At 58.7% G+C, this 25,504-nt stretch carries 23 protein-coding genes, 1 tRNA gene and 1 riboswitch; of the genes, 11 read left to right on the top strand and 13 right to left on the bottom strand.

Going from position 1 to position 25,504, the window contains the following annotated elements; genetic code table 11:
* Positions 1-132: 132 nt before the first annotated feature.
* The 7 genes from BFP70_RS08295 to purM all read right to left on the bottom strand — a co-directional run bounded on the left by BFP70_RS08295 (position 133) and on the right by purM (position 6,486).
* A complete protein-coding gene (locus BFP70_RS08295; RefSeq protein WP_066010873.1) occupies positions 133-567 on the bottom strand; it encodes a DUF6691 family protein in 435 nt (144 codons plus the stop codon).
* The gene (locus BFP70_RS08290) at positions 567-992 is read right to left on the bottom strand and encodes a YeeE/YedE family protein (RefSeq protein WP_066010872.1); all 426 of its coding nucleotides are present in this window, start codon (positions 990-992) and stop codon (positions 567-569) included. The genes BFP70_RS08295 and BFP70_RS08290 overlap by 1 nt, the downstream gene beginning before the upstream one ends.
* A gap of 156 nt (positions 993-1,148) precedes the next feature.
* Positions 1,149-1,892: a YebC/PmpR family DNA-binding transcriptional regulator gene (locus BFP70_RS08285; protein WP_066010871.1), complete on the bottom strand. Its 744-nt coding sequence runs from the start codon at positions 1,890-1,892 to the stop codon at positions 1,149-1,151.
* Between the two features lie 101 nt (positions 1,893-1,993).
* The gene (locus tag BFP70_RS08280) at positions 1,994-3,772 is read right to left on the bottom strand and encodes an SLC13 family permease (protein WP_066010870.1); all 1,779 of its coding nucleotides are present in this window, start codon (positions 3,770-3,772) and stop codon (positions 1,994-1,996) included.
* Positions 3,773-3,896: 124 nt separating this feature from the next.
* A complete protein-coding gene (locus tag BFP70_RS08275; RefSeq protein WP_066010869.1) occupies positions 3,897-4,712 on the bottom strand; it encodes a TIGR00282 family metallophosphoesterase in 816 nt (271 codons plus the stop codon).
* Between the two features lie 143 nt (positions 4,713-4,855).
* The gene (purN, locus tag BFP70_RS08270) at positions 4,856-5,443 is read right to left on the bottom strand and encodes a phosphoribosylglycinamide formyltransferase (protein WP_066010868.1); all 588 of its coding nucleotides are present in this window, start codon (positions 5,441-5,443) and stop codon (positions 4,856-4,858) included.
* Positions 5,440-6,486: a phosphoribosylformylglycinamidine cyclo-ligase gene (gene purM / locus BFP70_RS08265; RefSeq protein WP_066010966.1), complete on the bottom strand. Its 1,047-nt coding sequence runs from the start codon at positions 6,484-6,486 to the stop codon at positions 5,440-5,442. The genes purN and purM overlap by 4 nt, the downstream gene beginning before the upstream one ends.
* A 330-nt stretch (positions 6,487-6,816) precedes the next feature.
* Between purM and BFP70_RS08260 the strand changes: the two genes are divergently transcribed.
* The 9 genes from BFP70_RS08260 to BFP70_RS08225 all read left to right on the top strand — a co-directional run bounded on the left by BFP70_RS08260 (position 6,817) and on the right by BFP70_RS08225 (position 13,945).
* Positions 6,817-6,890 (top strand) — tRNA-Ile (locus BFP70_RS08260).
* A 313-nt stretch (positions 6,891-7,203) separates the two neighbouring features.
* Positions 7,204-7,368, top strand: a complete 165-nt coding sequence (locus tag BFP70_RS20990) for a hypothetical protein (protein WP_176715516.1) — start codon at positions 7,204-7,206, stop codon at positions 7,366-7,368.
* A gap of 56 nt (positions 7,369-7,424) precedes the next feature.
* Positions 7,425-7,520, top strand: a riboswitch (TPP riboswitch).
* Between the two features lie 64 nt (positions 7,521-7,584).
* On the top strand, positions 7,585-8,388 hold the full coding sequence (gene thiM, locus BFP70_RS08255; RefSeq protein ID WP_066010867.1) for a hydroxyethylthiazole kinase: 804 nt from the start codon (positions 7,585-7,587) through the stop codon (positions 8,386-8,388).
* On the top strand, positions 8,385-8,990 hold the full coding sequence (gene thiE / locus BFP70_RS08250) for a thiamine phosphate synthase (protein WP_066010866.1): 606 nt from the start codon (positions 8,385-8,387) through the stop codon (positions 8,988-8,990). The genes thiM and thiE overlap by 4 nt, the downstream gene beginning before the upstream one ends.
* Complete coding sequence (gene thiD / locus BFP70_RS08245; RefSeq protein ID WP_066010865.1) at positions 8,987-9,787, top strand: bifunctional hydroxymethylpyrimidine kinase/phosphomethylpyrimidine kinase; 801 nt, start codon at positions 8,987-8,989, stop codon at positions 9,785-9,787. The genes thiE and thiD overlap by 4 nt, the downstream gene beginning before the upstream one ends.
* Complete coding sequence (locus tag BFP70_RS08240) at positions 9,784-10,722, top strand: ABC transporter substrate-binding protein (protein WP_066010864.1); 939 nt, start codon at positions 9,784-9,786, stop codon at positions 10,720-10,722. The genes thiD and BFP70_RS08240 overlap by 4 nt, the downstream gene beginning before the upstream one ends.
* The gene (locus BFP70_RS08235) at positions 10,719-11,507 is read left to right on the top strand and encodes an ATP-binding cassette domain-containing protein (protein WP_083217400.1); all 789 of its coding nucleotides are present in this window, start codon (positions 10,719-10,721) and stop codon (positions 11,505-11,507) included. The genes BFP70_RS08240 and BFP70_RS08235 overlap by 4 nt, the downstream gene beginning before the upstream one ends.
* On the top strand, positions 11,498-12,214 hold the full coding sequence (locus tag BFP70_RS08230) for an ABC transporter permease (RefSeq protein ID WP_066010863.1): 717 nt from the start codon (positions 11,498-11,500) through the stop codon (positions 12,212-12,214). Before BFP70_RS08235 ends, BFP70_RS08230 begins: the two co-directional genes overlap by 10 nt.
* A gap of 204 nt (positions 12,215-12,418) precedes the next feature.
* Positions 12,419-13,945, top strand: a complete 1,527-nt coding sequence (locus tag BFP70_RS08225) for a DegQ family serine endoprotease (protein WP_066010862.1) — start codon at positions 12,419-12,421, stop codon at positions 13,943-13,945.
* A 286-nt stretch (positions 13,946-14,231) separates the two neighbouring features.
* Here BFP70_RS08225 and BFP70_RS08215 read toward each other — a convergent pair whose 3' ends face one another.
* Positions 14,232-14,840 carry a peptidoglycan-binding domain-containing protein gene (locus BFP70_RS08215; protein WP_066010860.1) on the bottom strand — a complete coding sequence of 203 codons (609 nt, stop codon included), beginning with the start codon at positions 14,838-14,840 and terminating at the stop codon, positions 14,232-14,234.
* Between the two features lie 213 nt (positions 14,841-15,053).
* Here BFP70_RS08215 and BFP70_RS08210 point away from each other — a divergent pair, with 213 nt between their 5' ends.
* Positions 15,054-15,377: a 2Fe-2S iron-sulfur cluster-binding protein gene (locus BFP70_RS08210; protein WP_066010859.1), complete on the top strand. Its 324-nt coding sequence runs from the start codon at positions 15,054-15,056 to the stop codon at positions 15,375-15,377.
* Positions 15,378-15,720: 343 nt separating this feature from the next.
* Positions 15,721-16,617, top strand: a complete 897-nt coding sequence (gene purU, locus BFP70_RS08205) for a formyltetrahydrofolate deformylase (RefSeq protein ID WP_066010858.1) — start codon at positions 15,721-15,723, stop codon at positions 16,615-16,617.
* On the opposite strand, the gene BFP70_RS08200 is transcribed toward purU, so the two are convergent.
* The 5 genes from BFP70_RS08200 to BFP70_RS08180 all read right to left on the bottom strand — a co-directional run bounded on the left by BFP70_RS08200 (position 16,618) and on the right by BFP70_RS08180 (position 25,374).
* Complete coding sequence (locus BFP70_RS08200) at positions 16,618-17,793, bottom strand: MFS transporter (RefSeq protein ID WP_083217399.1); 1,176 nt, start codon at positions 17,791-17,793, stop codon at positions 16,618-16,620.
* A 160-nt stretch (positions 17,794-17,953) separates the two neighbouring features.
* On the bottom strand, positions 17,954-19,348 hold the full coding sequence (gene lpdA / locus BFP70_RS08195; RefSeq protein ID WP_066010856.1) for a dihydrolipoyl dehydrogenase: 1,395 nt from the start codon (positions 19,346-19,348) through the stop codon (positions 17,954-17,956).
* Positions 19,349-19,492: 144 nt separating this feature from the next.
* Positions 19,493-20,788 (bottom strand): MFS transporter, encoded by a 1,296-nt coding sequence (locus BFP70_RS08190; protein WP_066010855.1) that lies wholly within the window; start codon positions 20,786-20,788, stop codon positions 19,493-19,495.
* Between the two features lie 72 nt (positions 20,789-20,860).
* Positions 20,861-21,910: a tRNA preQ1(34) S-adenosylmethionine ribosyltransferase-isomerase QueA gene (gene queA / locus BFP70_RS08185; protein WP_066010964.1), complete on the bottom strand. Its 1,050-nt coding sequence runs from the start codon at positions 21,908-21,910 to the stop codon at positions 20,861-20,863.
* A gap of 53 nt (positions 21,911-21,963) precedes the next feature.
* Positions 21,964-25,374 carry an AsmA-like C-terminal region-containing protein gene (locus tag BFP70_RS08180; RefSeq protein ID WP_083217398.1) on the bottom strand — a complete coding sequence of 1,137 codons (3,411 nt, stop codon included), beginning with the start codon at positions 25,372-25,374 and terminating at the stop codon, positions 21,964-21,966.
* Positions 25,375-25,504: the final 130 nt, after the last annotated feature.

Here is a 25,504-nt window from a genome sequence, read left to right as displayed (position 1 = left end):
CCCCCGCATGGTCGCAAAGCCGCCTGTCGTTATGACGGGTTTGTTACAATTTCATGCAATGTTAAAAGCGCGCCTGATCGCACGGCACTGCGCTGTGCCAAGCTTTTTCAGGGGGCGGGCGCGGCGCAATGCTTATCGCGGAAGCGGTGCTGACCCGCGCTGTGGGAACCACTTGCCCACCACCCACATACCGATGATCATTGTGGCCACAAACACCGCCCCGCGCCATCCCACAAAGCCAAGTGCCGCAATTGCCGGACCCGGACAAAACCCGGCCAATCCCCAGCCGATACCAAACAGCACCGAACCGCCAATCAGCCGCCTGTTCACCGCCCCGTTCGCTGGGGCGGGAAAGGCTGCACCAATCACAGGGCGCATGCGGCGTGCGCGGATCTGCCACGCCAGCGCCATCGGGACCATCGCCCCGACCAGCACAAAGACCAATGTGGGATCCCATGCGCCCGCCACATCCAAAAACCCCTGAACCCGGGCCGTATCGGTCATCCCCGATATCAAAAGTCCCAGCCCGAACAGCGCACCTGCCGCAAGCGCCACAATATACCGCATTAGATCAGCCCCCAGAGATGGCGGACGACAAAGACCGTCACCATCCCCGCCCCGACATAGGCCAATGTCGCAATGCTTGACCGCATCGATCCGCGCGTGATGCCACAGACCCCATGACCCGAGGTGCACCCATTCGCCAGACGTGTGCCGATGCCCACTAATAGGCCAGCCACGGCTAAAATGGGCCAGTCCCGCGCGGCATGGATCAAAGGCGTGGTCGGCATCAGCGCCACGGCAATTGCTGGCGCTGCCAGCAGTCCCAAAACAAAGACCGTCTGTTCCCACCGTGCCGCACCATGCGATTGCCACAGCCCGGCAATGATGCCGCTGGCCCCCATGATGCGCCCGTTGAACAGCAACATAACTGCCGCCGCAGTGCCAATCATGACCCCGCCCAGCAGCCCCATTCCCCATGTATAATACATTTCAAGCATCCTATGATCGGTGCGCCTGTGCCACAGCTAAGCATGCAAATAACAAATATCAATATTGGAATATGATATGCAGAGACTACGCCAATATTAAAAAAACCGCAGCATGCAAGCCGCGGTTTTTTAATGGATTTGGCGTTTGACCAGGTGTTACAGCTGCGCTGCAATGTCCTCTGGCACATCGAAATTCGCAGTGACGTTTTGCACGTCATCATCATCTTCCAGCGTCTCGATCAGGCGCATCAGCTTCTGTGCCGTTTCAAGATCGACTTCGGTGCGGTTTTGCGGCTTCCACACCAGCTTGGCCTCTTTCGCCTCGCCCAGCTCTGCTTCCAGCGCGTCAGAAACCTCGGACAGGTTTTCCATCGGGCAATAAATCCAATGCCCTTCCGCCTCATCCGTGTCGACGTCATCCGCACCGGCCTCAATGGCGGCCATCATCACCGTGTCGGCATCGCCCACAGAGGCGTCATAGGTGATCTCACCCAAACGATCGAACATGAAGCTCACCGATCCGGTCGTGCCCAGATTGCCACCGCATTTGGTGAAGGTCGACCGCACATTCGACGCGGTGCGGTTCAGGTTATCGGTCAACGCCTCAACGATGATCGCAATACCTTCCGGCCCATAGCCCTCATAGCGGATTTCAGTATATTCATCACCGTCGCCAATCTGCGATTTCTTGATCGCGCGGTCGATCACATCTTTGGGCATGGACTGCGATTTCGCAGCCTTCACAGCCAACCGCAAACGCGGATTCTTTTCGGGATCAGGGTCGCCCATTTTTGCGGCCACAGTGATCTCTTTTGAAAGCTTCGAGAACATCTTCGAGCGGATCGCATCCTGACGCCCCTTACGGTGCTGGATGTTCGCCCATTTTGAATGGCCTGCCATGAGCCTAATCTCCGTCCAGTGTATCACGTTGCCGCTGATATACGGCAGTCACTGCCCCAGCCGCAAGCCCCCGGGCCAGCGCGAAACCAGCGCAGCGGCTGTTATAACGGCCAAACCAAGGGAATAATCAAACATGCCGTGATCCCGGTCACGATATCCATCGGAATACCCAACCGCAAAAAGTCGGTGAATTTATACCCGCCAGGGCCATAGACCATCATATGGGTCTGATATCCAATCGGGGTCGCAAAGGCGACCGAGGCCGCAAACATCACCGCCACCGCAAAGGGGCGCGGATCATATCCCATGGCCAATGCCAGCTTGATCGCAATTGGGGCAAAAATTACCGCCACTGCATTATTGGACAGGAATTCGGTCATCACCAGCCCAAGGAAATATACCGCAAGCAATGCTGCAAATGGCGGTAATGTGCTCATCCACGGCGAAATCGCATCCACGATCAGCTGCACCGCACCGGAGGCATCAAGCCCCTCCCCCACAACCAGCATAGCGAAAATCATCGCCAACAGGCGACCATCGATAAAGCTGAACGCCTCATCCGCATCCACGCAGCGGGTGACAAGGATCATCGCCACAGCCACCAATGCCAGCGCCATGATCGGCGCCACATTCAACGCGGCCAGACCCACAACCCCGGCCAGCGCGGCAATTGCAATAGGCATATGGCTACGTCGGAACGCACGGGCGGTGGGTTTCGACACATCCACCATGTCCATATCTGCGGCCAGGCGCGCAATATCTTGCGGCGCCCCTTCCAGCAACAATGTGTCACCGACCACCACCACCAGATCATCCAGCTGACGGCCGATATTCTGGTTCCGACGATGCGCCGCCAGCGTGTAGACACCGTAACGCCGGCGCAGTCGCAATTCACCCAAAGAGCGGCCAATCATCCGGCACCCCGGCGAAATCAATACTTCGACGGTTTCGGTCTGAACTGAGCTGAGCTTATCAATCATCCGCAGATCAGGGTTTTGCTGCATGCCCAGCAATTCCGCCATTTCTGTGCGCAAAACCACGCGATCCCCGGCCTGCAAAATCGCGCCCTGCAAATCGCGCCGCAAGCTGGCATCACCGCGTAACACGTCCACAACCCGAACACCTTCGCGTTTGAAAACATCAACATCCAGCACCGGCTCACCAATCAAGCCAGAAGCTTCAGGAATCGCCACCTCGGTGAAATATTTCATCTTCGGTCGGGCGCTCAGCATCGTCGCCATCGTCTGCCGCTCGGGCACCAGATGTTTGGCGAAGAAGAACATGAACACTGACCCTGCCAGCGCCACCGCCAAACCGACAGGCAGGATTTCAAAAATGCCAAAAGGCTCCAACCCGTCGGACCGGATAACCCCATCCACCAAGATATTGGTCGATGTGCCCAACAAAGTGAACATCCCACCCATCACGGTAAAATAGCTCAACGGCATCAAAAACCGTGACGGTGAACGCCCCATCTTTTTGGCAACCTGAATGAAAATCGGGATCATTACGGCCACGACAGGGGTGTTGTTCATCACACCCGACGCCAGCATGGTGATGACAAACATTGCCAGGACGGTCGTGCGTGGGCGCGTCGCAATGTGGGATTCCGCATAGCGCGTCATGGCATCCAAAGCCCCGGTCCGCACCAAGGCCCCCATGATCAGAAACATGAAGGCAATCGTCCACGGGGCCGAGTTTGACAACGCGTCACTGGCCGCATCATAGGGCACAAAACCAAAGATCAACATGATGGCCGCGCCACTTAACGCTACCACCTCCGGCGGCACCCGTTCGCGCAAAAACATCACAAACATCCACAGCACGATCAAAAGCGCAGCAATGGCACTGGTTGTCGGCGAAAGATTCAGGTCGATCATTTGGTCCCTAAACGCGCATGGGTCTTCGCGCCGATATTAACGCGCCGCAAGCGGCATACAAGCGAGCATTTGCACCAGCCATATAATGCAAGACAAAACACCAGAATTCCTGACGCAGATTTCGTTAAAGCGGCGTAGATTCAGGCAGATGCCCGCCAAAACGGATGGCCTGGCAACGTTTCGCGCGCCCGGTTTTATCATCGGTTTCCACATAGAAGCCCGACAATGTCGCGGGGCCCTTGGCCGGCGTGAACCTATCCTTGGTCATCCCGGTGATAAATCGGCGCATCGGCTCGGCCTTTTCCATTCCAATCACGGAATGGTAATCTCCGCACATACCCGCATCCGTCAGATAGGCCGTGCCACCGGGCAAAACCATCGCATCCGCCGTGGGCACATGCGTATGTGTTCCCACAACCATGCTGGCGCGCCCGTCACAAAAATGCCCCATGGCCATTTTCTCAGAGGTCGCCTCGCAATGCACATCCAACAGGATCGCCTGCGCCTGCCCGCCCAACGGATGTGCATTCAATACACGTTCTACTGCTGAAAACGGATCCGCAAAGGCGCGTTTCATGAACACCTGCCCTAAAACCTGCGCCACCAAAATCTTGCGCCCACGCTGGTCTTCGAATACGCGCGCCCCTGCACCCGGCGCCTCTTTGGCAAAATTCAACGGCCGAATGATCCGCTTTTCTGTCGTGATATAGCTTAGCATATCGCGCTGATCGAACGCATGGTCGCCCAGCGTCACAACATCCGCACCTGCCGCAAGCAGCGCCTTGGCATGCTCCGCCGACAACCCCATCCCATTGGAGGCATTCTCGCCGTTCACAACAACAAAATCCAGCCGCCATGCCTCGCGCAGCGCCTTAAGATGCTCCGTCACGGCGGCGCGCCCCGCACGCCCCATGACATCCCCAAGAAACAAAATTTTCATGCACAGGCTTTAGGCCCAGATCCACAAAAGCGCAATGCTCTTGCGCAGCGAAAACCCCTTGCAAATCAGGCTATGCTTTCATCTTGCCAATAAATATCCGAACACGCCGCAGGCCACACCGCCCGACCTAAGGTGCAGATGTGTCACTGCATCAACGCCGCGCGCTCCCCGGCCACGAACCGCTCCAATACAGCCGGATACAGCCGGTGCTCTTGCACCAAAACCCGCGCCGCCAGCGTAGCTGCCGTGTCGCTGGCAATCACAGGCACCCGCGCCTGGCCCAAAATCGGACCGTCATCCAGGATCGGCGTCACTTCATGGACAGTGCAACCCGCCTCGGTATCGCCCGCATCAATCGCGCGCTGATGCGTGTGCAAGCCGGGGTATTTCGGCAAAAGCGACGGGTGAATATTCAGCATTCGCCCTTCAAATTGCTCCACAAATCCCGGCGTCAGCACACGCATAAACCCCGCCAAACACAGCACATCAGGCTTGGCGTCCAAAATCGGTGTCAACAGCTGGGCCTCAAAGGCCGCGCGATCACGCCCATAGGGGCGGTGATCAATCGCCGCTGTGGCAACGCCCATTTGCGCCGCTTTTACCAAGCCCCCCGCCTGCGCGTCATTTGACGCCACCAGAACAGGCTGCGCCCAGCCACCCGCCTGCATCGCCTCGACAAGACGGACCATATTCGATCCGCCGCCGGAAATCAGAATCGCAACACGGGTCACAGAAGCGCGCCGGTGTAGCTGACCCCCTGCCCTTCGCAGACCGTGCCGATACGGAACACGGTCTCACCGTCCTGCGTCAGCAGCTCCGCAATTGCATCCGCGCGATCGGCCTTCACCACGACAATCATCCCGATACCAGTGTTGAATGTCTTCAGCAGTTCGGCCTCTTGCATATTTGCGGTCTGCGCCAACCAACGGAACACGCCGGGCAATTCCCATGCATCCAAATCAATCGTCGCGCCCAGCCCATCGGGCAACACCCGCGGCAGGTTCTCGGTCAGGCCACCGCCAGTGATATGGGCCAGCGCATGCACGCCACCTGCACGGAATGCTTTCAATGTCTGGGTGACATATAAGCGAGTCGGCGCCAACAGCGCCTCGCCCAAAGATCCCTCGCCCCATGGGCACTCAGCATCCCAACCCAGCCCGGACAGTTCCACAACTTTACGCACGAAACTATAGCCGTTGGAATGCACGCCGTTTGAAGCAAGGCCCAGCAGCACATCGCCCGCCTCAACCCCATCAGGCAAAACGGTGCCACGTTCCATCGCACCCACGGCAAAGCCCGCAAGGTCGAAATCACCTTTATGATACATGCCCGGCATTTCCGCCGTTTCACCACCGGTCAAGGCGCAACCTGACTGTGCGCAACCTTCGGCAATGCCTTCGATAATCCGCGTAGCCTGATCCAGTTCCAATTTGCCAGTTGCGAAATAATCCAAGAAGAACAACGGCTCGGCGCCTTGACAGACCAGGTCGTTGACACACATCGCGACAAGGTCAATGCCGATCGTATCAACATTCCCCGTGTCAATCGCAATACGCAGCTTCGTGCCGACACCATCGGTTGCGCCAACCAGAATCGGATCATTGAACCCAGCGGCTTTCAGATCAAACAACGCGCCGAAGCCGCCCAAGCCCGACATCGAGCCCGACCGCGCTGTGCGCTTGGCAGCGGGCTTGATCCGCTCTACCAAAGTGTTCCCAGCGTCGATATCGACGCCTGCATCGGCATAGGTCAGCCCGTTTTTCTTCTCGGTCATAGCGGCGCGCTCCTGTCGAATGGCCCAAATGGCTTGGCCCATGCCCTTAGCGCAACCCAGCACAAGGGGCAACGCCTGCCAGCACCGTGACCACCGTTTCAACGTGTTTTCCACGCCCAAACCCGGCTGATCGTCGCCCAACGCCCTATCCCGGCGCAAAAAGGGGGTTGATTGATTTATCAAAGCGATAGACATGACCGTCTGAGACGCGTATGAGGGATCCGTTCTGATTTGATAGGCTTTCCAATTGGCCTGCGAGTCTTGTAAGCGGTAGCATACGTTGTTTCGCTTGTCCTAACGGCAACTTTGCTGTGACCGGACAATGCTTCTGGGGGATTAGCTCAATTGGTTAGAGCAGAGCGCTCATAACGCTTTGGCTGGGGGTTCAAGTCCCTCATCCCCTAGACGAGCCTATGAACATGGGCCTTATGAACATCGGCCGTTTCACACCCAAGCCCCCCTGAATACCTTACAGATCGCGCTCGCCCCGACCCCGTGACCACACCATCCCACCGACCATCAGACCATCAGATCATCAGATCATCAGACTATAACGGCGCCGCGCAGTGCCACAATTGCGCTCATACCCGATCTTGTGCTTATGCTTGAGCCCCGCCGCCCTGCGTTTTATACAAACCCCAATATCGCCCGTTACGATACGCGGCGAAAACTCCGGCTGATATGACATCCCCGGATCACGTTTTAAAGGATAGGCAGATGGATTACAGCAAATCGGGCAATGCAAAAAATGCCAAGAACACCCCGCGCCATTCCGAACACAACGCCAAGGGCAGTGATAAGAATCCCTTTGGCAAAGGCCAGGCAAAGGCTGATCTGCTGGCGCGGATGAAAGCCGCAGCACAAGGCCGCAAACCGCAATAATCCATCGCGCGGTGGCTTGGGCCTTTTCAACCGCGCCGTGATCTGTTCTATCATCATCTGACCGACAGGGGCGTCCGTATCACACGGGCTGAGAAGCACCCTTTGAACCTGACCCCGATCATGCGGGCGGAGGAAGTCGACATCAGGCCCAGCGCCTTCGCGCCAATCGTGCCATGTCATGCGACTCTTCTGACCTGCAAAGGACTTAAGACACACATGACCCAAACCACCCCCCAATTCAGCCCATTCCTGACCAGAATGCGGGCGCGCGCGCCCTTGGTGCAAAACATCACCAATTTCGTGGCTATGAATGTGCAAGCCAATGTGATGTTGGCTGCAGGGGCCTCCCCTGCGATGGCACATGCGCTGGAAGAGGGCGCCGAATTCGCCGGGTTCGCGGGCGCTTTGACGGTCAATATCGGCACATTTGATGACAGCTGGTCACAGGCAATGTTAAGTGCTGTGCGCGGTGCCAATGCCGCTGGCACGCCTTGGGTCTTGGACCCTGTGGCCTGTGGCGCGACGCAGGCGCGGCGCGATTTGTCGGCACGTTTGCTGGCGCTGGCCCCCGCAGTCATCCGTGGCAATGCGTCAGAAATCCTGGCGCTGTCGGGAACAGCCACGCGCGGCAAAGGGGCCGACAGCGCGGATGAGGTTGACGCCGCGATGGCGGGCGCCACCACATTGGCCCGTCGCAGTGGCGCGGTTGTCGCGGTGACCGGGCCCACAGATTTCATCACCGATGGCACCGCAGGCTATTGGGTCGATAATGGCAGCGCGATGATGCCGCGCGTAACCGCGTTGGGGTGTTCGCTGACCGGAATCATTGGCGCCTTTATCGCGCAGGAAACAGACCGGCTGCGCGCCACCACAGCCGCACTAACCTACTACGCCTGCGCAGGTGAACAGGCCGCACAAAACGCCGCGGGTCCGGGCAGTTTCGCTGTGGCCTTTATCGACGCGCTTTACACGATGACAGCCGCCCAAATGGATCAGGCCGCACGGGTGCGTAAGCTATGACCGGGTTTGGCGTGTATTTCGTCACCCCTGATGGTGCCAGCGATGCGCTGATTCTGGCGGCATTGCACGGCGGCGCAGGCATGGTCCAATTGCGCGACAAGACCGCGACAAATGCGGACATGATCGCACAGGCACAGCGATTGCGCCCCGCCTTCACCGCCGCCAATGTGCCCCTGATCATCAATGATCGGCTGGAAGTCGCCCTGGCCAGTCAGGCCGACGGGTTGCATATTGGTCAAGGTGACGGCGATCCCGCGCAGATGCGCGCAGCCCTTGGCCCAGATCGTCATCTGGGTCTGTCTGTCGAGACTCTGTCACAGCTGCATCAGCTTCCACCCGGCATTGACCTGATTGGCGTGGGTCCGGTGCGTGCCACCGCCTCCAAACCCGACCACGCGGCACCTATCGGCCTGGCGGGGCTGGCACAGATCACCGCCCTATCCCCCGTGCCGGTTGTCGCCATCGGCGGCGTGGGACCGGCCGATTGCGCCGCGATCAAATCCGCAGGCTGCGCAGGCATGGCCGTTGTATCGGCAATCGCGGGCCACGCAGATCCAGAATCCGCCACCCGCGCCCTTGTCCACGCCTGGAGCATCGCATGATCCGCAATATCCTTTCCATCGCAGGTTCGGACCCCTCTGGCGGGGCCGGAATTCAGGCCGACCTGAAAGCCATCAGCGCAAATGGCGGGTATGGCATGGCCGCGCTGACGGCGCTGACCGCGCAAAACACCCGCGGTGTGCATGGCGCGCAGTTGATAGCACCAAGCTTCATCCGTGCGCAGATCGACGCGATTTTCGACGATATTCGCGTTGATGCGATCAAGATCGGCATGTTGGGATCCGTGGAGATTACCGCCGAAGTGGCCGATACCTTACGCCCATATGGCGGTCCCATCGTCTTGGACCCGGTGATGGTGGCAAAGGGCGGCGATCGACTATTGGCCAAGGAGGCCGTCGCCGCATTGCGCGATCAGCTTCTACCGCTGGCACATGTCATTACCCCCAACCTGCCCGAAGCCGCCGATTTACTGGAACGCCCCGAAGCAACCACCCGTGACGAGATGCTGGACCAGGCCAGTGCACTCTTGCGCCTTGGCCCAAGGGCGGTGTTTTTGAAAGGCGGGCATCTGGCGGGCGACACCAGCCCCGATCTGGTGCTTAGCACTGCTGGCGCGCTATGGCTTGATGCCCCCCGTGCGCGCACGCAAAACACCCATGGCACAGGATGCACATTGTCTTCGGCGCTGGCCACCCTATTGGCACGTTACGACGATCTGGACCACGCAGCACAGGCAGCAAAAACCTATGTTCTGGGCGCGATGCGTCGTGCCGATGACCTGCATGTAGGCCACGGCCACGGCCCCACCCATCACTTCTTCAACATGAGAGAGATATGAAACAGCTTTTAGTATCCGCTGCGCTGATCGCCAGCGCCACCCCCAGCCTTGCTGCTGACCAGATTTCGATCATGCTGGACTGGTTCATCAATCCCGATCATGGCCCGATTATTGTCGCCCAGCAACGCGGCTATTTCGAGGATGCCGGATTAGAGGTAAACATCATCGCCCCGGCCGATCCGTCGGACCCGCCAAAGATGGTCGCCGCCGGAGAGGTCGATCTGGCTGTCAGCTATCAGCCGCAATTGTATCTGCAGCACGCCCAGGACCTGCCGGTGATTCGTGTCGGCACGCTGATCGAAAGCCCGCTGTATTGCGTGATGGTCGATGCGGATGGTCCGATCGCGTCTTTGTCCGATCTGGCAGGGCGTTCTGTCGGGTATTCCGTGCCAGGGATCGAAGAGGCCCTGTTGCATACGATGTTGCGCAGCAATGGTGTAGACCCTGACAGCGTGGCGCAGATTAATGTGAATTTCGCACTGACCGCAGCGCTGGCTGCGGGAAAAGTCGATGCGGTCTCTGGTGCGTTTCGCAATTTTGAATTGCATCAGATGGAGGCCGTGGACCGCAAGGGCCGGTGTTTCAACCCCGAGGACAACGGCGTTCCGATCTATGACGAGCTGATCTATGAGGCCAATCCGCAAACAATGAAACGCGCTGAAATTGCGCGGTTCTTGGCGGCAACGGCCAAAGCGGCGCAAGACATCGCGGATGACCCTCAAGCCGGGTGGGAGGATTTTCGCAGCTATTCATCCGAACTGGACGACAGTTTGAACGCTGCCGCCTGGGTTGATACAGCCCCGCATTTCGCCGTGCAGCCGATGGCGTTGGACGGTGCACGCTACACCGCCTTTGGCAGCTATATGAAAGATGTCGGCATGATCGACACCGCCCCAGATCTGGCCGATATCGCTGTGGACCTGCGGTTGCGGTGACCTCACACGGCGCATCAGACCATTGCGGCGCGGCACAATGGGGCTTGCACGGCGATATTACATTGCATGGGCAAGCCCTGATCCAGGGGCTGGATCTGCCGCTGTGCCGTGGTTGGACCTGCCTTCTGGGCCGATCAGGATGTGGCAAATCAACCATATTGCGGCTTATGGCGGGCCTGCCCGTAGCGGCGCAATGGCATGGGACACGCCGCGCCCCCGACCGCATTGGCTGGATGGCGCAAAGCGACCTGTTGCAGCCGCGTCTGGATCTGCTTGGCAACGTAACCCTGGCCGAGCGGCTGGCGGGGCGCATGATCGCGCGCGATCAGGCATTGGGTGCATTACAACAGGTCGGGCTGGGTGCGCTTGCATCGCGCCGTCCTGACGCGCTGTCAGGCGGGCAGCGCCAGCGCGTGGCTTTGGCGCGCGCGCTGATCGCCAACGCGCCGCTGGTGTTGCTGGATGAGCCGTTTTCGGCATTGGACCCCGTATCGCGCAGCCAAATGCAAGAGCTGGCCTATCGGCAACTGGCTGGCCGGCATGTAGTGCTGGTAACGCATGACCCGGTAGAGGCGCTGCGTCTGGGTGCCCAGGTCTGGTTGATCGAGGAACACCGCCTGATCGCCCAGCCCGCCCTAGCCCAATCGCAAGAGAAAGACCTGCGTGATCCATCCGATCCGCAGCTGACACAAGCCGCCGCGGCATTGCTGCACCGTTTGCGCAGCGCAGGCGCGCCCCATCCCGCGCCAACACCCTATCATAAGGGCTGCGACACATGCGGCTGATCCTTGCCTGTATCGTGCTCATCGGCGTTTGGCACGCTGTAGCGGCCAGCCAGATGTTGCCGGCATTTGTCCTGCCCGGCCCCCCTGCGGTGGTGCAGGTGTTAGCGCGTGATCATCAATTGCTGGCAACCCATGCGATGACCACAGCACAAGAGGTGATCGCAGGTCTGGCCCTTGGCCTTGGCTTTGGCGCTGCGACAGCGCTTGCGATGATGTTGTGCGCGCCGCTGCGTTGGTTGGTACAGCCCATCTTAACGGTATCCCAGGCAGTGCCGGTCTTCGTGCTTGCGCCTGTCCTGACGATTTGGTTCGGCTATGGCCCTGCGCCAAAAATTGCCATGGTGGTTTTGCTGGTGTTCTTTCCGGTGGCCTCTGGCCTGTATGACGGATTGCGCGCCACGCCGCAGCCTGTGCTGGACCTTGCGCGCATTGCCAAAGCCTCTAGCTGGCGTGAGCTGTGGTTGCTGCGCCTGCCCCATGCCCTGCCATATCTGGGTGCGAGCCTGCGCGTGTCGGTCACATATGCACCGATGGGTGCGGTGATCGGGGAATGGGTCGGTGCATCCAAAGGGTTGGGATATTTGATGCTTTTGGCGAATGCCCGGATGAAAACCGATCTGATGTTCGCCGCCCTTGTGGTGATTGTCGCCATGACATTGACCCTGGTCACGGTCACCGACAGGCTGCTGCGACGCGTCCAGATGTGATGTGCCCGGCCCCCTCACCATGGCACAGCCGACAGTTTTCTGCTCACCGCAGGTTCACAGCGAATTGTCTGGATGCGACGGGCTTTCATTTGAGCAAAAGCCCGCTTAGGTTTTTAAGGAACGTCAAGACCTGTCGTATAGGATCAGTGGTGCAAACCACGGCCCAACGTGCAGCTCACTCAGGATTTCGGAGATCAAGAACACATGACACCACAGGCCACCAAGAATGTCACCCCGACCCCAACTGCGCTGTCTTTGGCCAAGTCACTTCGCAGTGGGGCCGCCCGCAAAGCAGGGTGTGGAGTTGGTGCGCTGGCACTGGCAGCCACATTGGCGTTGTCGCCCGTGATGCCCGCAACACAGGCCTATGCCGCAGCCCCCGAAAGCTTTGCCGATTTGGCCGAGCAGGTCAGCCCCTCGGTTGTGATGATCACGACTTCAACCATGGTCGCAGCCCCCACCACGCGCGGCCCATCCTTCCCCGAAGGTTCCCCCTTCGGTGACCTGTTCCGCGATTTCGGCTTCCCCACACCAAACCAGGATCAGGGCGAAACGCAACGGCAGCGCCGCTCCAACGCGCTCGGCTCGGGTTTTGTCATTTCCGAAGATGGCTATATCGTCACCAATAACCATGTGATCGATGGTGCCGATGAAATCTCGATAGAGTTCTTCGGCGGTGAAAAACTGGACGCAGAGCTGATCGGAACCGACCCGAAAACCGATATTGCCTTGTTGAAGGTCGAGACGGATACGCCGTTGCCATTCGTCCCCTTTGGTAATTCCGACACAATGCGCGTGGGTGATTGGGTGATGGCGCTTGGCAACCCTCTGGGTCAGGGTTTTTCGGCCAGCGCGGGCATTGTTTCGGCCCGCAACCGGGAACTGTCAGGCTCTTACGACGATTATATTCAGACCGATGCGGCGATCAACCGCGGCAACTCCGGTGGACCGCTGTTTGATATGGATGGAGAAGTGATCGGCGTGAACACGGCGATCTTGTCGCCCAATGGCGGTTCGATCGGGATCGGCTTTTCCATGGCCTCCAATGTTGTGTCCAAAGTGGTGGAACAGCTGAAAGAATATGGTGAAACCCGGCGCGGTTGGCTGGGCGTGAAGATCCAGAACGTCACCCCCGACATGGCAGAGGCGCTTGGCCTAAGCACACCTGAAGGCGCGATGGTCTCTGAGGTGCCCGAAGGCCCCGCAGCCGATGCGGGGATGCAGGCTGGCGATGTTATCACCTCTTTTGATGGCGGCGAAGTCAAGGACACCCGTGAACTGGTGCGCCGTGTGGCCGATGCGCCCGTGGGCGAAAAAGTGCGTGTCGTGGTGATGCGCGATGGTAAGGAAGAGACCCTGCTGGTTACGCTTGGCCGTCGTGAGACTGCCGAAGGAGAGGCCGTGCCCGCCACCGCGGTCGCGCCGCAAGAAACAGAAGAAAGCATGCTCGGCATGACCTTGGCGCCACTGACAGATGAGATCAAATCCGAGATGGGTCTTGCCTCTTCCGCGACGGGTTTGGTGGTCAAGGATATCAGTGAAGACAGCACGGCATTTGAAAAAGGACTGCGTGCAGGCGATCTGATTGTCGAGGCAGGGCAAAGCAAGATCGCGGGCCTTGATGATCTTCAAGCACGTATCGACAGCGCAAAAGATGCTGGCCGCAAATCAATCCTGTTGTTGATCCGCCGCGGTGGTGATCCGCGCTTTGTCGCGCTTCCGGTGGAATAATCCATTATAAAAATACGTTTAATTCAGTCCTGAAAAGGCATAAGGCCCGCTTCCGGCGGGCCTTATGTTTTGTGAACGCTATTTTGCCCATTGCCCCAGACAGACACTGGGTCATTGCGTGCCACACCTGCAAACCAGTCGGCACCGTCTAAAAACATCGCAAGACAAGACGCAGCCAAGCGCACAGACAGAACCGAACGATGTTGTGCCCCCCTTGGGGCGCCCCAAGGGTCAGGCGGCGGGGGCGGGCCGCAGGCCCGCCCCCGCCGCCTGACCCACCCCGTTACTAGGGTTGCGCCGCGTTAGAAACGCTCTCAGCATTAGTGACCGCCAAAAGCCCCATCTCTTGCGCGGCTTTAACCGAGAGTGTGGCACTGAACAGCCCGCGCGCAGTTTGATAGCGATGGATTGCGCGGCTGGTTGCATCAGAAAGCTGGCCCGAGATCGGCCCATGGTAAAGGTTGCGCGCTTGCAAGGCGCGCTGCAATGTCGCCACGAATTCCTGGCTGTAGGCGGTGGCGCACGGAGCGGGGAACCACATTGCCTCCCGCCCTTCGACGATCTTGTGATGGGTTTGGGTTTCATAGGTCGCAGGGCGCAGCACGGTGCCGGTTTCGGGGTCACGCACCTCGGGTGTGACAAGGCGCTGCTCGGTCACAGTTTCGACAACGGCCGGACGGGTCTGGCGCGCGAAACATCCCTTATCGCCGGGGCCAGGCGCTGTGCTGCGCCATTGGTCGGCCAATGTCAGCGCCTGGCCTTGGGCGGGCAGCCGATCTTGCACATTGGATCCCCCCTCAATCGGTGCACAGCCGATTAACCCAAGGACCAGCCACACCACAAATCCCGCGCCCGGCGCCCGGTAGTTTCCTTGATGCGCCTGCCGCCGTATCATGACAATCCCTTCCGCAAATGGCCCATCGGCCCTGTAACCACAGTCTTTATGGCCAATGCAAAAGATTAGCTATGTTTTCACAGCCTTCCAAGCACGATAAACCCCGATCTGACCTCTGGCGCGCACTGGTCAACCGCGCAGCGATGGCCTAAACTTGCGCCCAAGCCCGCCAAAGCGGCCACTCAAACGCAGCTTCAGCTTACGGAGCCTTACATGGCTAAAATCACCTATATCGAACATAACGGCACCCCACATGAGATCGATGTCAAACCCGGCATGACCGTGATGGAAGGCGCGCGCGACAACGGCGTGCCGGGCATTGATGCCGATTGCGGCGGGGCCTGCGCCTGTTCCACCTGTCACGTATATGTCGCAGATGACTGGATCGAAAAACTGCCAGCCAAAGACAGCATGGAAGAAGATATGCTGGATTTCGCCTTTGAACCTGATGCTGCGAAATCACGCCTGACATGTCAGATCACCGTCACGCCTGATCTGGATGGTCTGGTTGTGCATATCCCTGAAAAGCAGATCTGATAACACGGCACCGAAATCGGGTCGCCTTGGCGGCCCGTTTTCATCGCGTTTACCCACGCGCACAGACAGTTCAGGCACCCTTACCAACATGACGTTGCGCCTCTCATTGGCGCGGTTGCACCAGGGCGAAAGACAACTGTAAAGGCCCATCTGCCCCAAGGCCTTCGGCAAAAAACCTACGCAATCACGGCACACCCATGTCAAAACGCGCGCCAACGCCCATGACACGTCGCCTTTTTCCGACGCCCTGTCGCAAACCGATGCGCCCCAAATCCCGGCACAGATGATTGTCAGCCAAGCCACCGCGCGGTAAGCGGTAGTTGGATCGAGAAAAGGAAGACTGATGTCGGGCTCTGACCACACCTATGTGCTGACCGTGCAATGTCCCTCCACCCGTGGGATCGTGGCGGCGATTGCGAATTACCTGGCCGAGCAGGGCTGCAATATCACGGACAGCCAGCAATATGACGATGCGCTGACGGGCAACTTCTTTATGCGCGTCACGTTCCGGTCTGAAAAAGGCGTTGATCATGACACGTTGAAAACCGGGTTTGCACCCGTAGCGCTGCCCTTTGCGATGACATGGGCGATCCATGACGAGGCAGAGCGGATGAAGGTCGTGTTAATGGTCTCACGCTTTGGCCATTGCCTGAACGATTTGCTGTATCGCTGGCGTATTGGCGCATTGCCGGTGGATATTGTGGCGGTGGTATCCAACCACATGGATTACCAGAAAGTGGTGGTGAATCACGACATCCCCTTCCACCACATCAAGGTAACGAAAGACAATAAACCCGAGGCCGAGGCCCGGATTATGGCCGTTGTGCATGACACCAAGGCCGATTTGATCGTTCTGGCCCGCTATATGCAGATCCTGTCAGATCAGATGTGCCAAGAAATGTCGGGGCGGATCATCAATATCCACCATTCTTTCTTGCCATCATTCAAGGGCGCGAACCCATATAAACAGGCCTATGAGCGCGGCGTAAAACTGATTGGCGCAACAGCGCATTACGTCACCGCAGATCTCGACGAAGGCCCAATCATCGAACAAGATACCGTGCGCGTGACACATGCGCAAAGCCCATCAGATTACGTCAGCCTTGGCCGCGATGTCGAAGCGCAGGTATTGGCGCGCGCAATCCATGCGCATATCCATCACCGCGTCTTCCAAAATGACGCGAAAACGGTGGTTTTCCCGGCGTCGCCCGGGTCATATGCGTCTGAGCGGATGGGCTGATCAGGCCTGCGCGGCAAGCGCCCTTGCACGCCGCGCAGATTGCCACAGATGCATTGCGAACCCAGCCAGGCACAGCGGCACAACAAAGATTGTCACAGCTTGTGCCCCCGCCCAATGAATCAGCACCAATAGGATCGGTGTGCCAAGCGTTGTGCCAACATTGCCCAGTTGCGCCACAGCGCCAGACGCCTGCGCGCGTTCCCCCGCCGTTGCGTTCAGCTGCGGAATCGAGGCGAAACTGGCGCTTTGCACCAGCCCCAGACAGGCCGCCAACAGGAAGCCACCCGCAATATGGCCCAAGCCCGGGGCAATCGCCCATATGATCGCACCGATGCCTGCACCCATGAATCCCGCCTGAATCACTTGCACAGCAGGGATGCGCCGCATCAACCACACGCCCAGTCCCAACGACACCACGATAGAAATGATCGGCATTCCGGCCGCCATCAACGCCCTGTGGTCCGGGTCAACCAGCCCCGGCACAAGCGTCAGCACCGCCACATAGATCAAGGTATAAAACACAAACCCCAACGCAGGTGCCGCCAAAAACGGCGAGCGATAAATGCGGATGTGATCCCACAGTAGCGCCTGTACCGACCGGCGCGGCATCGGGGCTGGTGCGGCAACTGTCCCCATTGTTCCGGCCAGACCGGCCGCTGCCAGCCAGCACGCCGCCCCATGCGCCGCCCATAGCGCGCGCACCCCATAGCCCTGCACCAATGGCAGGCCAAACAGCGCCATAACAGTAAAGGCCAAGCCGAAGAACGTGGACCATAGCGCCATGCCCGCAGGCTGATCGTGCGGTGTGCAGGCCTGCGCGATCACCACCGGCCCTGCAACTACGATGGACAGATGTGCGAACCCTTCTAGCAGACGGGTGGCGATCATCGCCTCAATCGTCAGCGCGAAAATCTGCACGCCCGACAGCGTACCGGCAACCAGTAGACCACCCAGTAAAAGCCGCCGTGCACCCAGCCGCGCCACAACCAGCCCCGCCGTTGTGCCGAAAATCACCCCCACAGCACCCACGACCGACACAATCAGCCCAAGCCGCGCACCAGCATCGGGCCAAATGCCCTGCATTTCCGCAAAGACGACCCCGATCTTCGCAAATTGCCCAGCGGCACACAGCCCCGCAAACCATACGACAAAGACCACGGGCCAATTGGTTTTCATCAAGTTCTCCGGCAGAAATGCTGTAAAATTTTCACCATATAATCAGGATCAGTCCAGACACACCAGATTGACCGGCGCGCAGCCCACTTTTCATCCGTGCACATAGCAAAGGCCCGGTCACACGGACCGGGCCTTTGCCTGCATGATAACGGTGCAAAGATTAGAAGTGGATTGCCACGCCATAGGCATCCAGAACCGCCTCATGCATCGCTTCCGACAGGGTCGGGTGTGGGAAGACGGTGTGCATCAAATCCTCCTCGGTGGTTTCAAGCTGACGACCGATAACATAGCCTTGGATCATCTCGGTCACTTCGGCACCCACCATATGCGCCCCCAGCAATTCGCCGGTCTTCGCATCGAATACCGTCTTGATCATGCCCTCTGATTCGCCAAGGGCAATCGCCTTACCATTGCCGATGAAGGGGAAACGACCGACCTTGATATCATGTCCGGCTTCTTTCGCCTTGGCTTCTGTCATCCCGACAGAAGCCACCTGCGGATGGCAATAGGTGCAGCCCGCAATTGAGCCCGGCTTGATCGGATGCACGGTTTTACCCGCAATCTTCTCTGCGACCATAACGCCTTCGTGGCTGGCCTTATGCGCAAGCCATGGCGCGCCGGCGATATCGCCAATCGCATACAGCCCGTCGACACCGGTGCCGCAATATTCATCCACGACGACATGGGTGCGATCAATTTTCACACCCAAAGCTTCAAGGCCAAGCCCCTCAACATTGCCAACGATGCCCACCGCAGAAATGACGGTATCAACTTCAAGCGTCTCGGTCTTGCCTGCTTTTTCAAGCGTTGCAATCACCTTATCCGCCTTCCGATCCAGTGATTTCACCGTGGTCTTTTCACGGATCTTCATACCCTGCTTTTCAAACTGCTTCTTGGCGAATTTCGAGATTTCCTCGTCTTCCACCGGCAGCACGCGATCCATCACCTCGACAACGGTCGTGTCGGCGCCCAACGTATTGAAGAAGCTGGCGAATTCAATGCCGATCGCGCCCGACCCAATGACCAGCAATTTCTTCGGCTCATGGGGTGGGTTCAGTGCGTGCTTATACGACCAGACACGTTTTCCATCAGCCTCAAGCCCAGGCAGATTGCGCGCACGCGCCCCCGTCGCCAAGACGATATTCTTTGATGTCAGCTCTTCGGTGCCTTTATCCGTCTTGACGGTGACCGCGCCTTTCTTCGGCAAGGTGGCTTCGCCCATGAAGACGGTAATTTTGTTTTTCTTCATCAGATGCCCGATGCCCGAGGACAGCTGTTTTGCCACCCCGCGTGAGCGTTTCACAACAGCATCCAAATCATAGCCGATTTTTTCGGCGGACAGACCGAATTCCTTGGCCCGTTCCATCAGGTGGAACACTTCAGCCGAACGCAGCAGCGCCTTGGTCGGGATACAGCCCCAGTTCAGGCAAATGCCACCCAGGTGCTCCCGCTCGACAATCGCGACGTTCAGACCCAGCTGAGCACCGCGGATCGCGGCGACATAGCCGCCCGGACCCGCACCGATCACAATCATGTCGAAGCTTTTGGCGGCCATATGTATTCCTCCGTTTGAAAACTAGTTTGGTATTAAACTAATTTTTGACGGGCTTCAACGGCTGTCAGGACGGATCGTATATCAAAGCCCCGCTACCGAAATCGGCGCGGGGCTTTGGCACTATAACAGGCGCGTTTGAGTGTCTTAGGGCGTGGGAGCGTCTTTATCCGCACCATCGGTTTGATCGTCGTCTTCCGGCGACAAACTGGGCGTATCGGACGCCTCATCCAAGGCATATTCGACCGCGAAAGCTGTCGCCGTTGGCGAGACAACGGCAAAAGCACCCGACTCTGCCACCGGACCAGAGGCGCGCTGCGTCATCCGGTATCCGGCGTAAATTGCCAAAGCCCCGGTCAGCACCGCGATGAACAAAAAGAACCCGTTTGGCCCAACAACCCCCATCAGCCAACCGGTAATTACTGGCCCGGCCGTAGAGCCTAAACCATTGATGAACAACAGCCCGGCTGAACCTGCCGCCATATCATCAAAATCCAGATAATCGTTGGTATATGCCAGCAACAGCGAATATAGCGGATTGGCAATACCGCCGATCAAAGCCGCTGCGCCCAACAGCACGACGAATGGCGGATCGGTCGCAAATACTATCAGCATCGCCACCGCAGCCACCGCAGCCATCACTGCAATCATGATCCGGCGGTCCATACGATCCGACAGCCACCCGATCGGATATTGCGCGGCGATCCCCCCAACATAAGTGGCCGTGATAAAGGTCGAGATTTCGGGGATCGACAGACCCGCCTGCACGCCCCAAATCGACACCATGCCGAACATTGCAGAAAATACCCCGCCCATCAGGAAAATCCCAACGCAGCCCAACGGCGACACATCCCAAAGCCGTTTAAAGGTCATCCGGCGAATCGTTGAGAAATTCGGCACTTTGCCCACCGATAGCAAAATCGGCGTGAAACTAATCGAAACCAGAATCGACGGGATGACAAACAGCAGATAGCCCGACGGGTCACCTGTATTCAGCAAGGCCTGCGCACCGATGATGCCAAGCGATTGCACCATCATATAGGCCGCCAAAGACTGACCGCGGTTCGCATTGGTTGCGTTCTCATTCAGCCAGCTTTCCGCTGTGATATACACGCCGCAAAAGCTGAAACCGATCAGCAACCGCATCAGCGTCCACGCCACCCAATTGGGCGCCACCGCATAGGCCACCAAAACCGCGGAAATAAGCGACCCCAGCGCGGCGAAAACCCGCACATGGCCCACATCGGCAATCATCCGTGGCACCATACGCGACCCAAACAGAAAACCCGCGAAATAAGCCGACATGACGATCGACATCTCGAATGTCGGAATGCCCTCAATTTCGCCGCGGATCCCCAGAAGCGTCCCTTGCATCCCGTTGCCAACCATCAGCAACATAATGCCCAACAAAAGCGCCCAGCTTTGTTTAACCGCCGTAAACATTGTCATTCCTTCACTTCAACGAGAGCGCGTCAGTAGTCTGTCACGCCAGCTGGCACTGTGCCAAATGCGACCCTAAGGGATCAGCAGCGACGCATCGCCATAGGAAAAGAAGCGATATCCGCTTTTGACTGCATGGTCATAGATATGGCGTATCGCAGCAGGCCCCATCAAGGCCGAAACCAACATCATCAGAGTGGATTTCGGCAGGTGGAAATTTGTCATCAGCGCATCGGTCACCCGAAATCGGTATCCGGGATAAATGAAGATTTCGGTTGTCCCTGAAAACGGTGCAATGGCGCCGCCGTCGGCGGCCGCACTTTCAATCAGGCGCAGCGCGGTTGTGCCCACCGGGATCACACGCCCGCCTGCGGCCTTGGTGGCGGCGATATCAGCCGCCGCCTGCGCCGAGACTTCGCCCCATTCCGCATGCATTTTATGGGTGGTTACATCCTCTACCTTCACCGGCAAAAACGTACCCGCCCCGACATGCAGCGTCACTTCCGTAAATTCCACACCTTTCGCGGCCAGCGCCTGCAACAGCTCTTGGGTGAAATGCAGGCTGGCGGTGGGCGCCGCCACCGCCCCGGTATGGCGGGCAAAAACAGTTTGGTAATCGGTTTTATCCGCCTCATCAGGGGCACGTAGGGCAGCGATATAGGGCGGCAATGGCATCGCACCTGCCTGTGTCAATGCGGCATCGAAATCATCGCCTGTCAGGTTGAATCGGATCTGCATCTGGCCGTCGCCGATCTGTTCGACCCTGGCCGACAGCGCGTCCGAGAACACGATATCTTCCCCCGGCTTCACCTTTCGCAGCGGCTTGGCCAATGCGCCCCATGTGCCATCAGCCTTGGGTTCAAGCAACGTGACCTCGACCTTTGCGCTGACCTGCCCCTGGGCAGAGGCACGGGTGCGCACCCCGGACAGGCGCGCAGGGATTACTTTGGTATTGTTCAACACCAACCGATCCCCGGGTTGAAACAGATCCACCAGGTCGCGCACATGAAGGTCGCGGATCGCATCGCCCTGGGCCAGCAACAGCCGCGCAGAATCGCGCGGTTTGGCCGGGCGGGTCGCAATCAGATGTTCGGGAAGGTCAAAGTCGAAATCGGACAGTTGCATGGCATCACCTGAATCAGAATCTGTCCCGTCCCTATCAGCGATATCGCCCCGCGTCACTCAGCCTTCAGAAGTTTCGGATCCCGCCGAAAGATTTCCCGGAACATCCCCGGCGTCAGAATGGACAGCGGGTTGATCGACACTTTGGGTGCCGATTTCGTGCCCGTCACCTGATAAGTAAAACCGAACAGACCCTCGCCCCGGCGTGCAAGGAATTGTCCGATCCCGTTAACGATATATAGCGGTGAAAACACCCCTTCCATATCCAGCGCGCCGGTGGTTGGGCTGTAATTACCGCTGATGGTGACGCCCATGGATGCGCCCGTGGCCTCGGCATGGGTGACCGACAACCCTGACGGGGTCAGCCGGAAACCTGCATTCACCTCTTGGAACACGATACCGTCGCCGTTCAGCTGCTCCAGCAGGCCCACGATTGATGCCGCAGACAGCATTTCTGCCAAGGTTGGCGCATCAATCACCTTCAGCCCACGAATCGCAGCCGATCCCTCATAGCTTTGCGCCCCAACCGGCACCAGATTCAGCGCGAATGATCCTGATTGCGCCCCGGTGAAAATGCCGGCAGAGGACAAAACCGCCCCTGCATCCCCTGAGGTGACGCGCGCCGCAACCCGGCCATTGTCAGACGGGCCAATCGCACCTTGCACCGGCGCACCGCCATTCAACGCACCCCGAAATGTTCCATTCATCCCGCCTTTGGTGTTGAACTCACCGCGCAATCCCGTCAGGGCAAAGCCATCCGCCACAATCAGGCGATCCAGATTTACCGAAATCGGCGTGCTGGCTGCACCGCCCTTTCCAGCGCCCGAACCCCCGCCCGTGCCACTGCCCAGATCGCGTTTGCGCAGATCCAATACACCCGATCGGATTTCGATTTTCGGCGTGCGCCCTTCCCCGCGCCCGACGATATTGGCCGCGCCATTGAACCAAGCCCCCAGTGTCAACCGGTCAAATCTAGCGCGTTCCAGCCCGGCGTTATTGGGCTTGATTGACACCGCGCCCTGCGCCGTCAGCCCAGCAGCCTGCAGGTTCAATGTATCAATCACCGGCGGGTTGGACAGACGGCCTGCGACCTCTAACCGCCCCTTGTTGGCTGTGCCAAGCGACCAGCCTATTTCGGGGATCGACAGACCAAGGCCGATCAAATCCGTGACCGCACGAAAGTGCGTCGCCTGCCCTTTAACCAGATCCAAGGACAGCGATGCCCAGCCCGTCCCGCGCAACAAACCGTCGGGCAGCTTCACCCCCAACGCCGCAAGCGATTGCGGGGTTACCTGCGCGAAGCCGCGCACCTGTGATTGTCCCGCGTGTTCTGACCCAAAGGCCTGATGCCAATGTGCATCGAATGGCAGACCAGAAAATTCACCGCGCCCGCCGATGGTCATGCCTGCTTTGTCAACGCTTAGGCGCAATGTATCCGCAGTGATCTCTTTGCCCGGCACCAGCTTTTCGCTGGCAACCCCGGTCAGGCGCGCACGCACCGCATAGTTGATCTCATCCGGGGTGACGCCTTTTTTCAAAATCATCGCGAGGTCTGTTTCCGCCTCGGCCCAGCCCTGGGCAATATCGGTGGCCAATCCTGCTTTGGTCAAAAACCTGAACGGTGGTTCATCCAGCAGTGACAGCATCGACGGGATGGTCGAACGCGTGACCAAATGCACATTGGCCGGCGCGGGTTTGATCCGAATATCGGGCACGTCCAACGTGCTGTTTGCCACCTCAATCCGGCCACCATCGGGGGCAACAATATGTCCTTCTTCCGCCAGCATGACATAGCCGGTGCCGCCCAACACCGCAAAACCGCGCCCCTCTTGGATCGGGGGGAGGGTTTTCACGACACGCGCCACTGCGTCGCGGAATTCATAACTTAACGCAAGACGCGGATCCTGGCCCGGTGCAATACGGACTGCCGCGCGCACATCATGCAAGGACCCGGCTGGAATATTATCCACGACCCAATTGCGTGTTTTGGCCACCAGGGCCGTGGGCCACAGGTTCAATAATTGCGCCTGTGTGATACGATTGATCGTGGAATCGAAACTGGCACGCCAGCCATCCGCATCGGCGCTGACGGTGCCGCGGGTGGAAATGCGCCGCTCATCTTGGATCAGCTGCGCTTGGCCCAGATCCACACGGAACGGGTCAAGCCGGATACGCAGATCCAATGCACCGTCGGAAAAATGCGCGGGTTCTTCAAATACCCCCTCAGGATCAAGCTGCAGGTCAGAAATCGCGATCTGCGCCAACAGCTCTTGCGGTAGCCCACCTTTGAAATCGCGCAGCAAGGTTTGCCCATCGGCCTGCAATCGCGCGGCCCGCGACCGCAGACTTAGGTTATGGATCAGTACTTTTTGGCCGCTGGGATCATAGCTAAGATGCAGGTTCGCCCCATCAAAGGCCAGCGGCTTGGCCCCTTCGGAAGGGTTCAACGCACCGTCAGAAATATCCAGCCGCGCATCCAACGCGCCCAGCTTTCCCTGCACATCCAATTCCGACTTCAACGCACCCGAGATGCTGGCATCCAAAACCGAAAGCGCAGTCAACGCCGCCGATTGCACCGCCAGATCCCGCGCGGGCACCCCAATTACCGCCGCGCTGAACTTGGCCTGTAATCCGGCTTTGGCCGTCGACATATTGAACCGCACCTGGCTGGGCGCCCCGACCTGATCGCCAATATTCAACGCCGCACTTAGGCTGATATCGGTGTCGGTCTGGGTCAGATCCACCTGCCCGTCCGACACCCGCCACACCCGGTCCAGCCGATCATCATCAAGCCTGATATCGAACCCTTCGGCGCGGATGGTTTCCAGATCGCGCAGTGCGGGCACGGCAAAGACGGCCTCGATCTGCTCCAACGCCTGCGACACTGACTCCGGTCGCAAGCCGGCGCCGCCCAGATCCAGATCAAGCGTGCCATTGGACAGCCTGCGCAGCGATGCCGCTGCCCCGCGCACCCGAACCGAACGCAGCGCGATTTTTCCCTGGATCAGCGGCAGCGCCCAAAATGTCGCGCGCAATTCGGGCAGCACCAAAATGGGCCGACCGCTGGATGCGTTCAACTGTACTCCGTTCAGCCGAATACGTGGCTTAATTCCGTCATCAACAACCAGATCAACGCCGCCAACCTCGGCGATCAACCGTCCGTCAAGGGCGCTGTTGACCTGCGTCTCGACGCGTTCCAACACCCATTCAGGCAGGCTGATCGCGCGCTGAAATACAACCAGCCAGCCGCCTAAAAGCACGACCATTACAAAGGCCAAAGTCAGCAAGGCCGCACAGCCGATCGCATGATGGCGCAGGTAACGGCGCAACCGTGACCGAGGGGGGCGTTTCCCCCCCCCAGAATCAGCGGACGCGCTGCGTGTCAGTACGTGACCGACCCCGGCCGGGTCTTCGCCTTGCTGCGCCGAAGCATCATATGACCCGGCCTCCCCCTGATTATCCTTCATCGCGCCTCATTGGTTTGGCGGGGTCTGACTTGCCCCTTAGATCCCAAACGTGTTTTACCAACAGCCAAAGCACCATAGCGCCTTTCTTGACCATAGCCATATACAAGCGTCCAAAACAGCACTTAGGAGC

This window comes from Thioclava sp. SK-1, from assembly GCF_001705665.1.
Taxonomy (GTDB): domain Bacteria; phylum Pseudomonadota; class Alphaproteobacteria; order Rhodobacterales; family Rhodobacteraceae; genus Thioclava.
Note: the sequence above shows the minus strand (reverse complement) of the source record. Positions and strands in the feature narration are given on the sequence as shown.

Bases quoted from the DNA above. Each gene is read 5' to 3' on its own strand.
- BFP70_RS08210 (WP_066010859.1), top strand. From the start codon at position 15,054: ATGGCTAAAATCACCTATATCGAACATAACGGCACCCCACATGAGATC.
- queA (WP_066010964.1), bottom strand. From the start codon at position 21,910: ATGCAACTGTCCGATTTCGACTTTGACCTTCCCGAACATCTGATTGCG.
- thiD (WP_066010865.1), top strand. From the start codon at position 8,987: ATGATCCGCAATATCCTTTCCATCGCAGGTTCGGACCCCTCTGGCGGG.
- purU (WP_066010858.1), top strand. From the start codon at position 15,721: ATGTCGGGCTCTGACCACACCTATGTGCTGACCGTGCAATGTCCCTCC.
- BFP70_RS08290 (WP_066010872.1), bottom strand. From the start codon at position 992: ATGTATTATACATGGGGAATGGGGCTGCTGGGCGGGGTCATGATTGGC.
- BFP70_RS08180 (WP_083217398.1), bottom strand. From the start codon at position 25,374: ATGAAGGATAATCAGGGGGAGGCCGGGTCATATGATGCTTCGGCGCAG.
- lpdA (WP_066010856.1), bottom strand. From the start codon at position 19,348: ATGGCCGCCAAAAGCTTCGACATGATTGTGATCGGTGCGGGTCCGGGC.
- thiM (WP_066010867.1), top strand. From the start codon at position 7,585: ATGACCCAAACCACCCCCCAATTCAGCCCATTCCTGACCAGAATGCGG.
- BFP70_RS08295 (WP_066010873.1), bottom strand. From the start codon at position 567: ATGCGGTATATTGTGGCGCTTGCGGCAGGTGCGCTGTTCGGGCTGGGA.
- BFP70_RS08200 (WP_083217399.1), bottom strand. From the start codon at position 17,793: ATGAAAACCAATTGGCCCGTGGTCTTTGTCGTATGGTTTGCGGGGCTG.
- thiE (WP_066010866.1), top strand. From the start codon at position 8,385: ATGACCGGGTTTGGCGTGTATTTCGTCACCCCTGATGGTGCCAGCGAT.
- BFP70_RS08215 (WP_066010860.1), bottom strand. From the start codon at position 14,840: ATGATACGGCGGCAGGCGCATCAAGGAAACTACCGGGCGCCGGGCGCG.
- BFP70_RS08190 (WP_066010855.1), bottom strand. From the start codon at position 20,788: ATGTTTACGGCGGTTAAACAAAGCTGGGCGCTTTTGTTGGGCATTATG.
- BFP70_RS08275 (WP_066010869.1), bottom strand. From the start codon at position 4,712: ATGAAAATTTTGTTTCTTGGGGATGTCATGGGGCGTGCGGGGCGCGCC.
- purM (WP_066010966.1), bottom strand. From the start codon at position 6,486: ATGACCGAGAAGAAAAACGGGCTGACCTATGCCGATGCAGGCGTCGAT.
- BFP70_RS08280 (WP_066010870.1), bottom strand. From the start codon at position 3,772: ATGATCGACCTGAATCTTTCGCCGACAACCAGTGCCATTGCTGCGCTT.
- BFP70_RS08225 (WP_066010862.1), top strand. From the start codon at position 12,419: ATGACACCACAGGCCACCAAGAATGTCACCCCGACCCCAACTGCGCTG.
- BFP70_RS08285 (WP_066010871.1), bottom strand. From the start codon at position 1,892: ATGGCAGGCCATTCAAAATGGGCGAACATCCAGCACCGTAAGGGGCGT.
- BFP70_RS08230 (WP_066010863.1), top strand. From the start codon at position 11,498: ATGCGGCTGATCCTTGCCTGTATCGTGCTCATCGGCGTTTGGCACGCT.
- BFP70_RS20990 (WP_176715516.1), top strand. From the start codon at position 7,204: ATGGATTACAGCAAATCGGGCAATGCAAAAAATGCCAAGAACACCCCG.
- BFP70_RS08240 (WP_066010864.1), top strand. From the start codon at position 9,784: ATGAAACAGCTTTTAGTATCCGCTGCGCTGATCGCCAGCGCCACCCCC.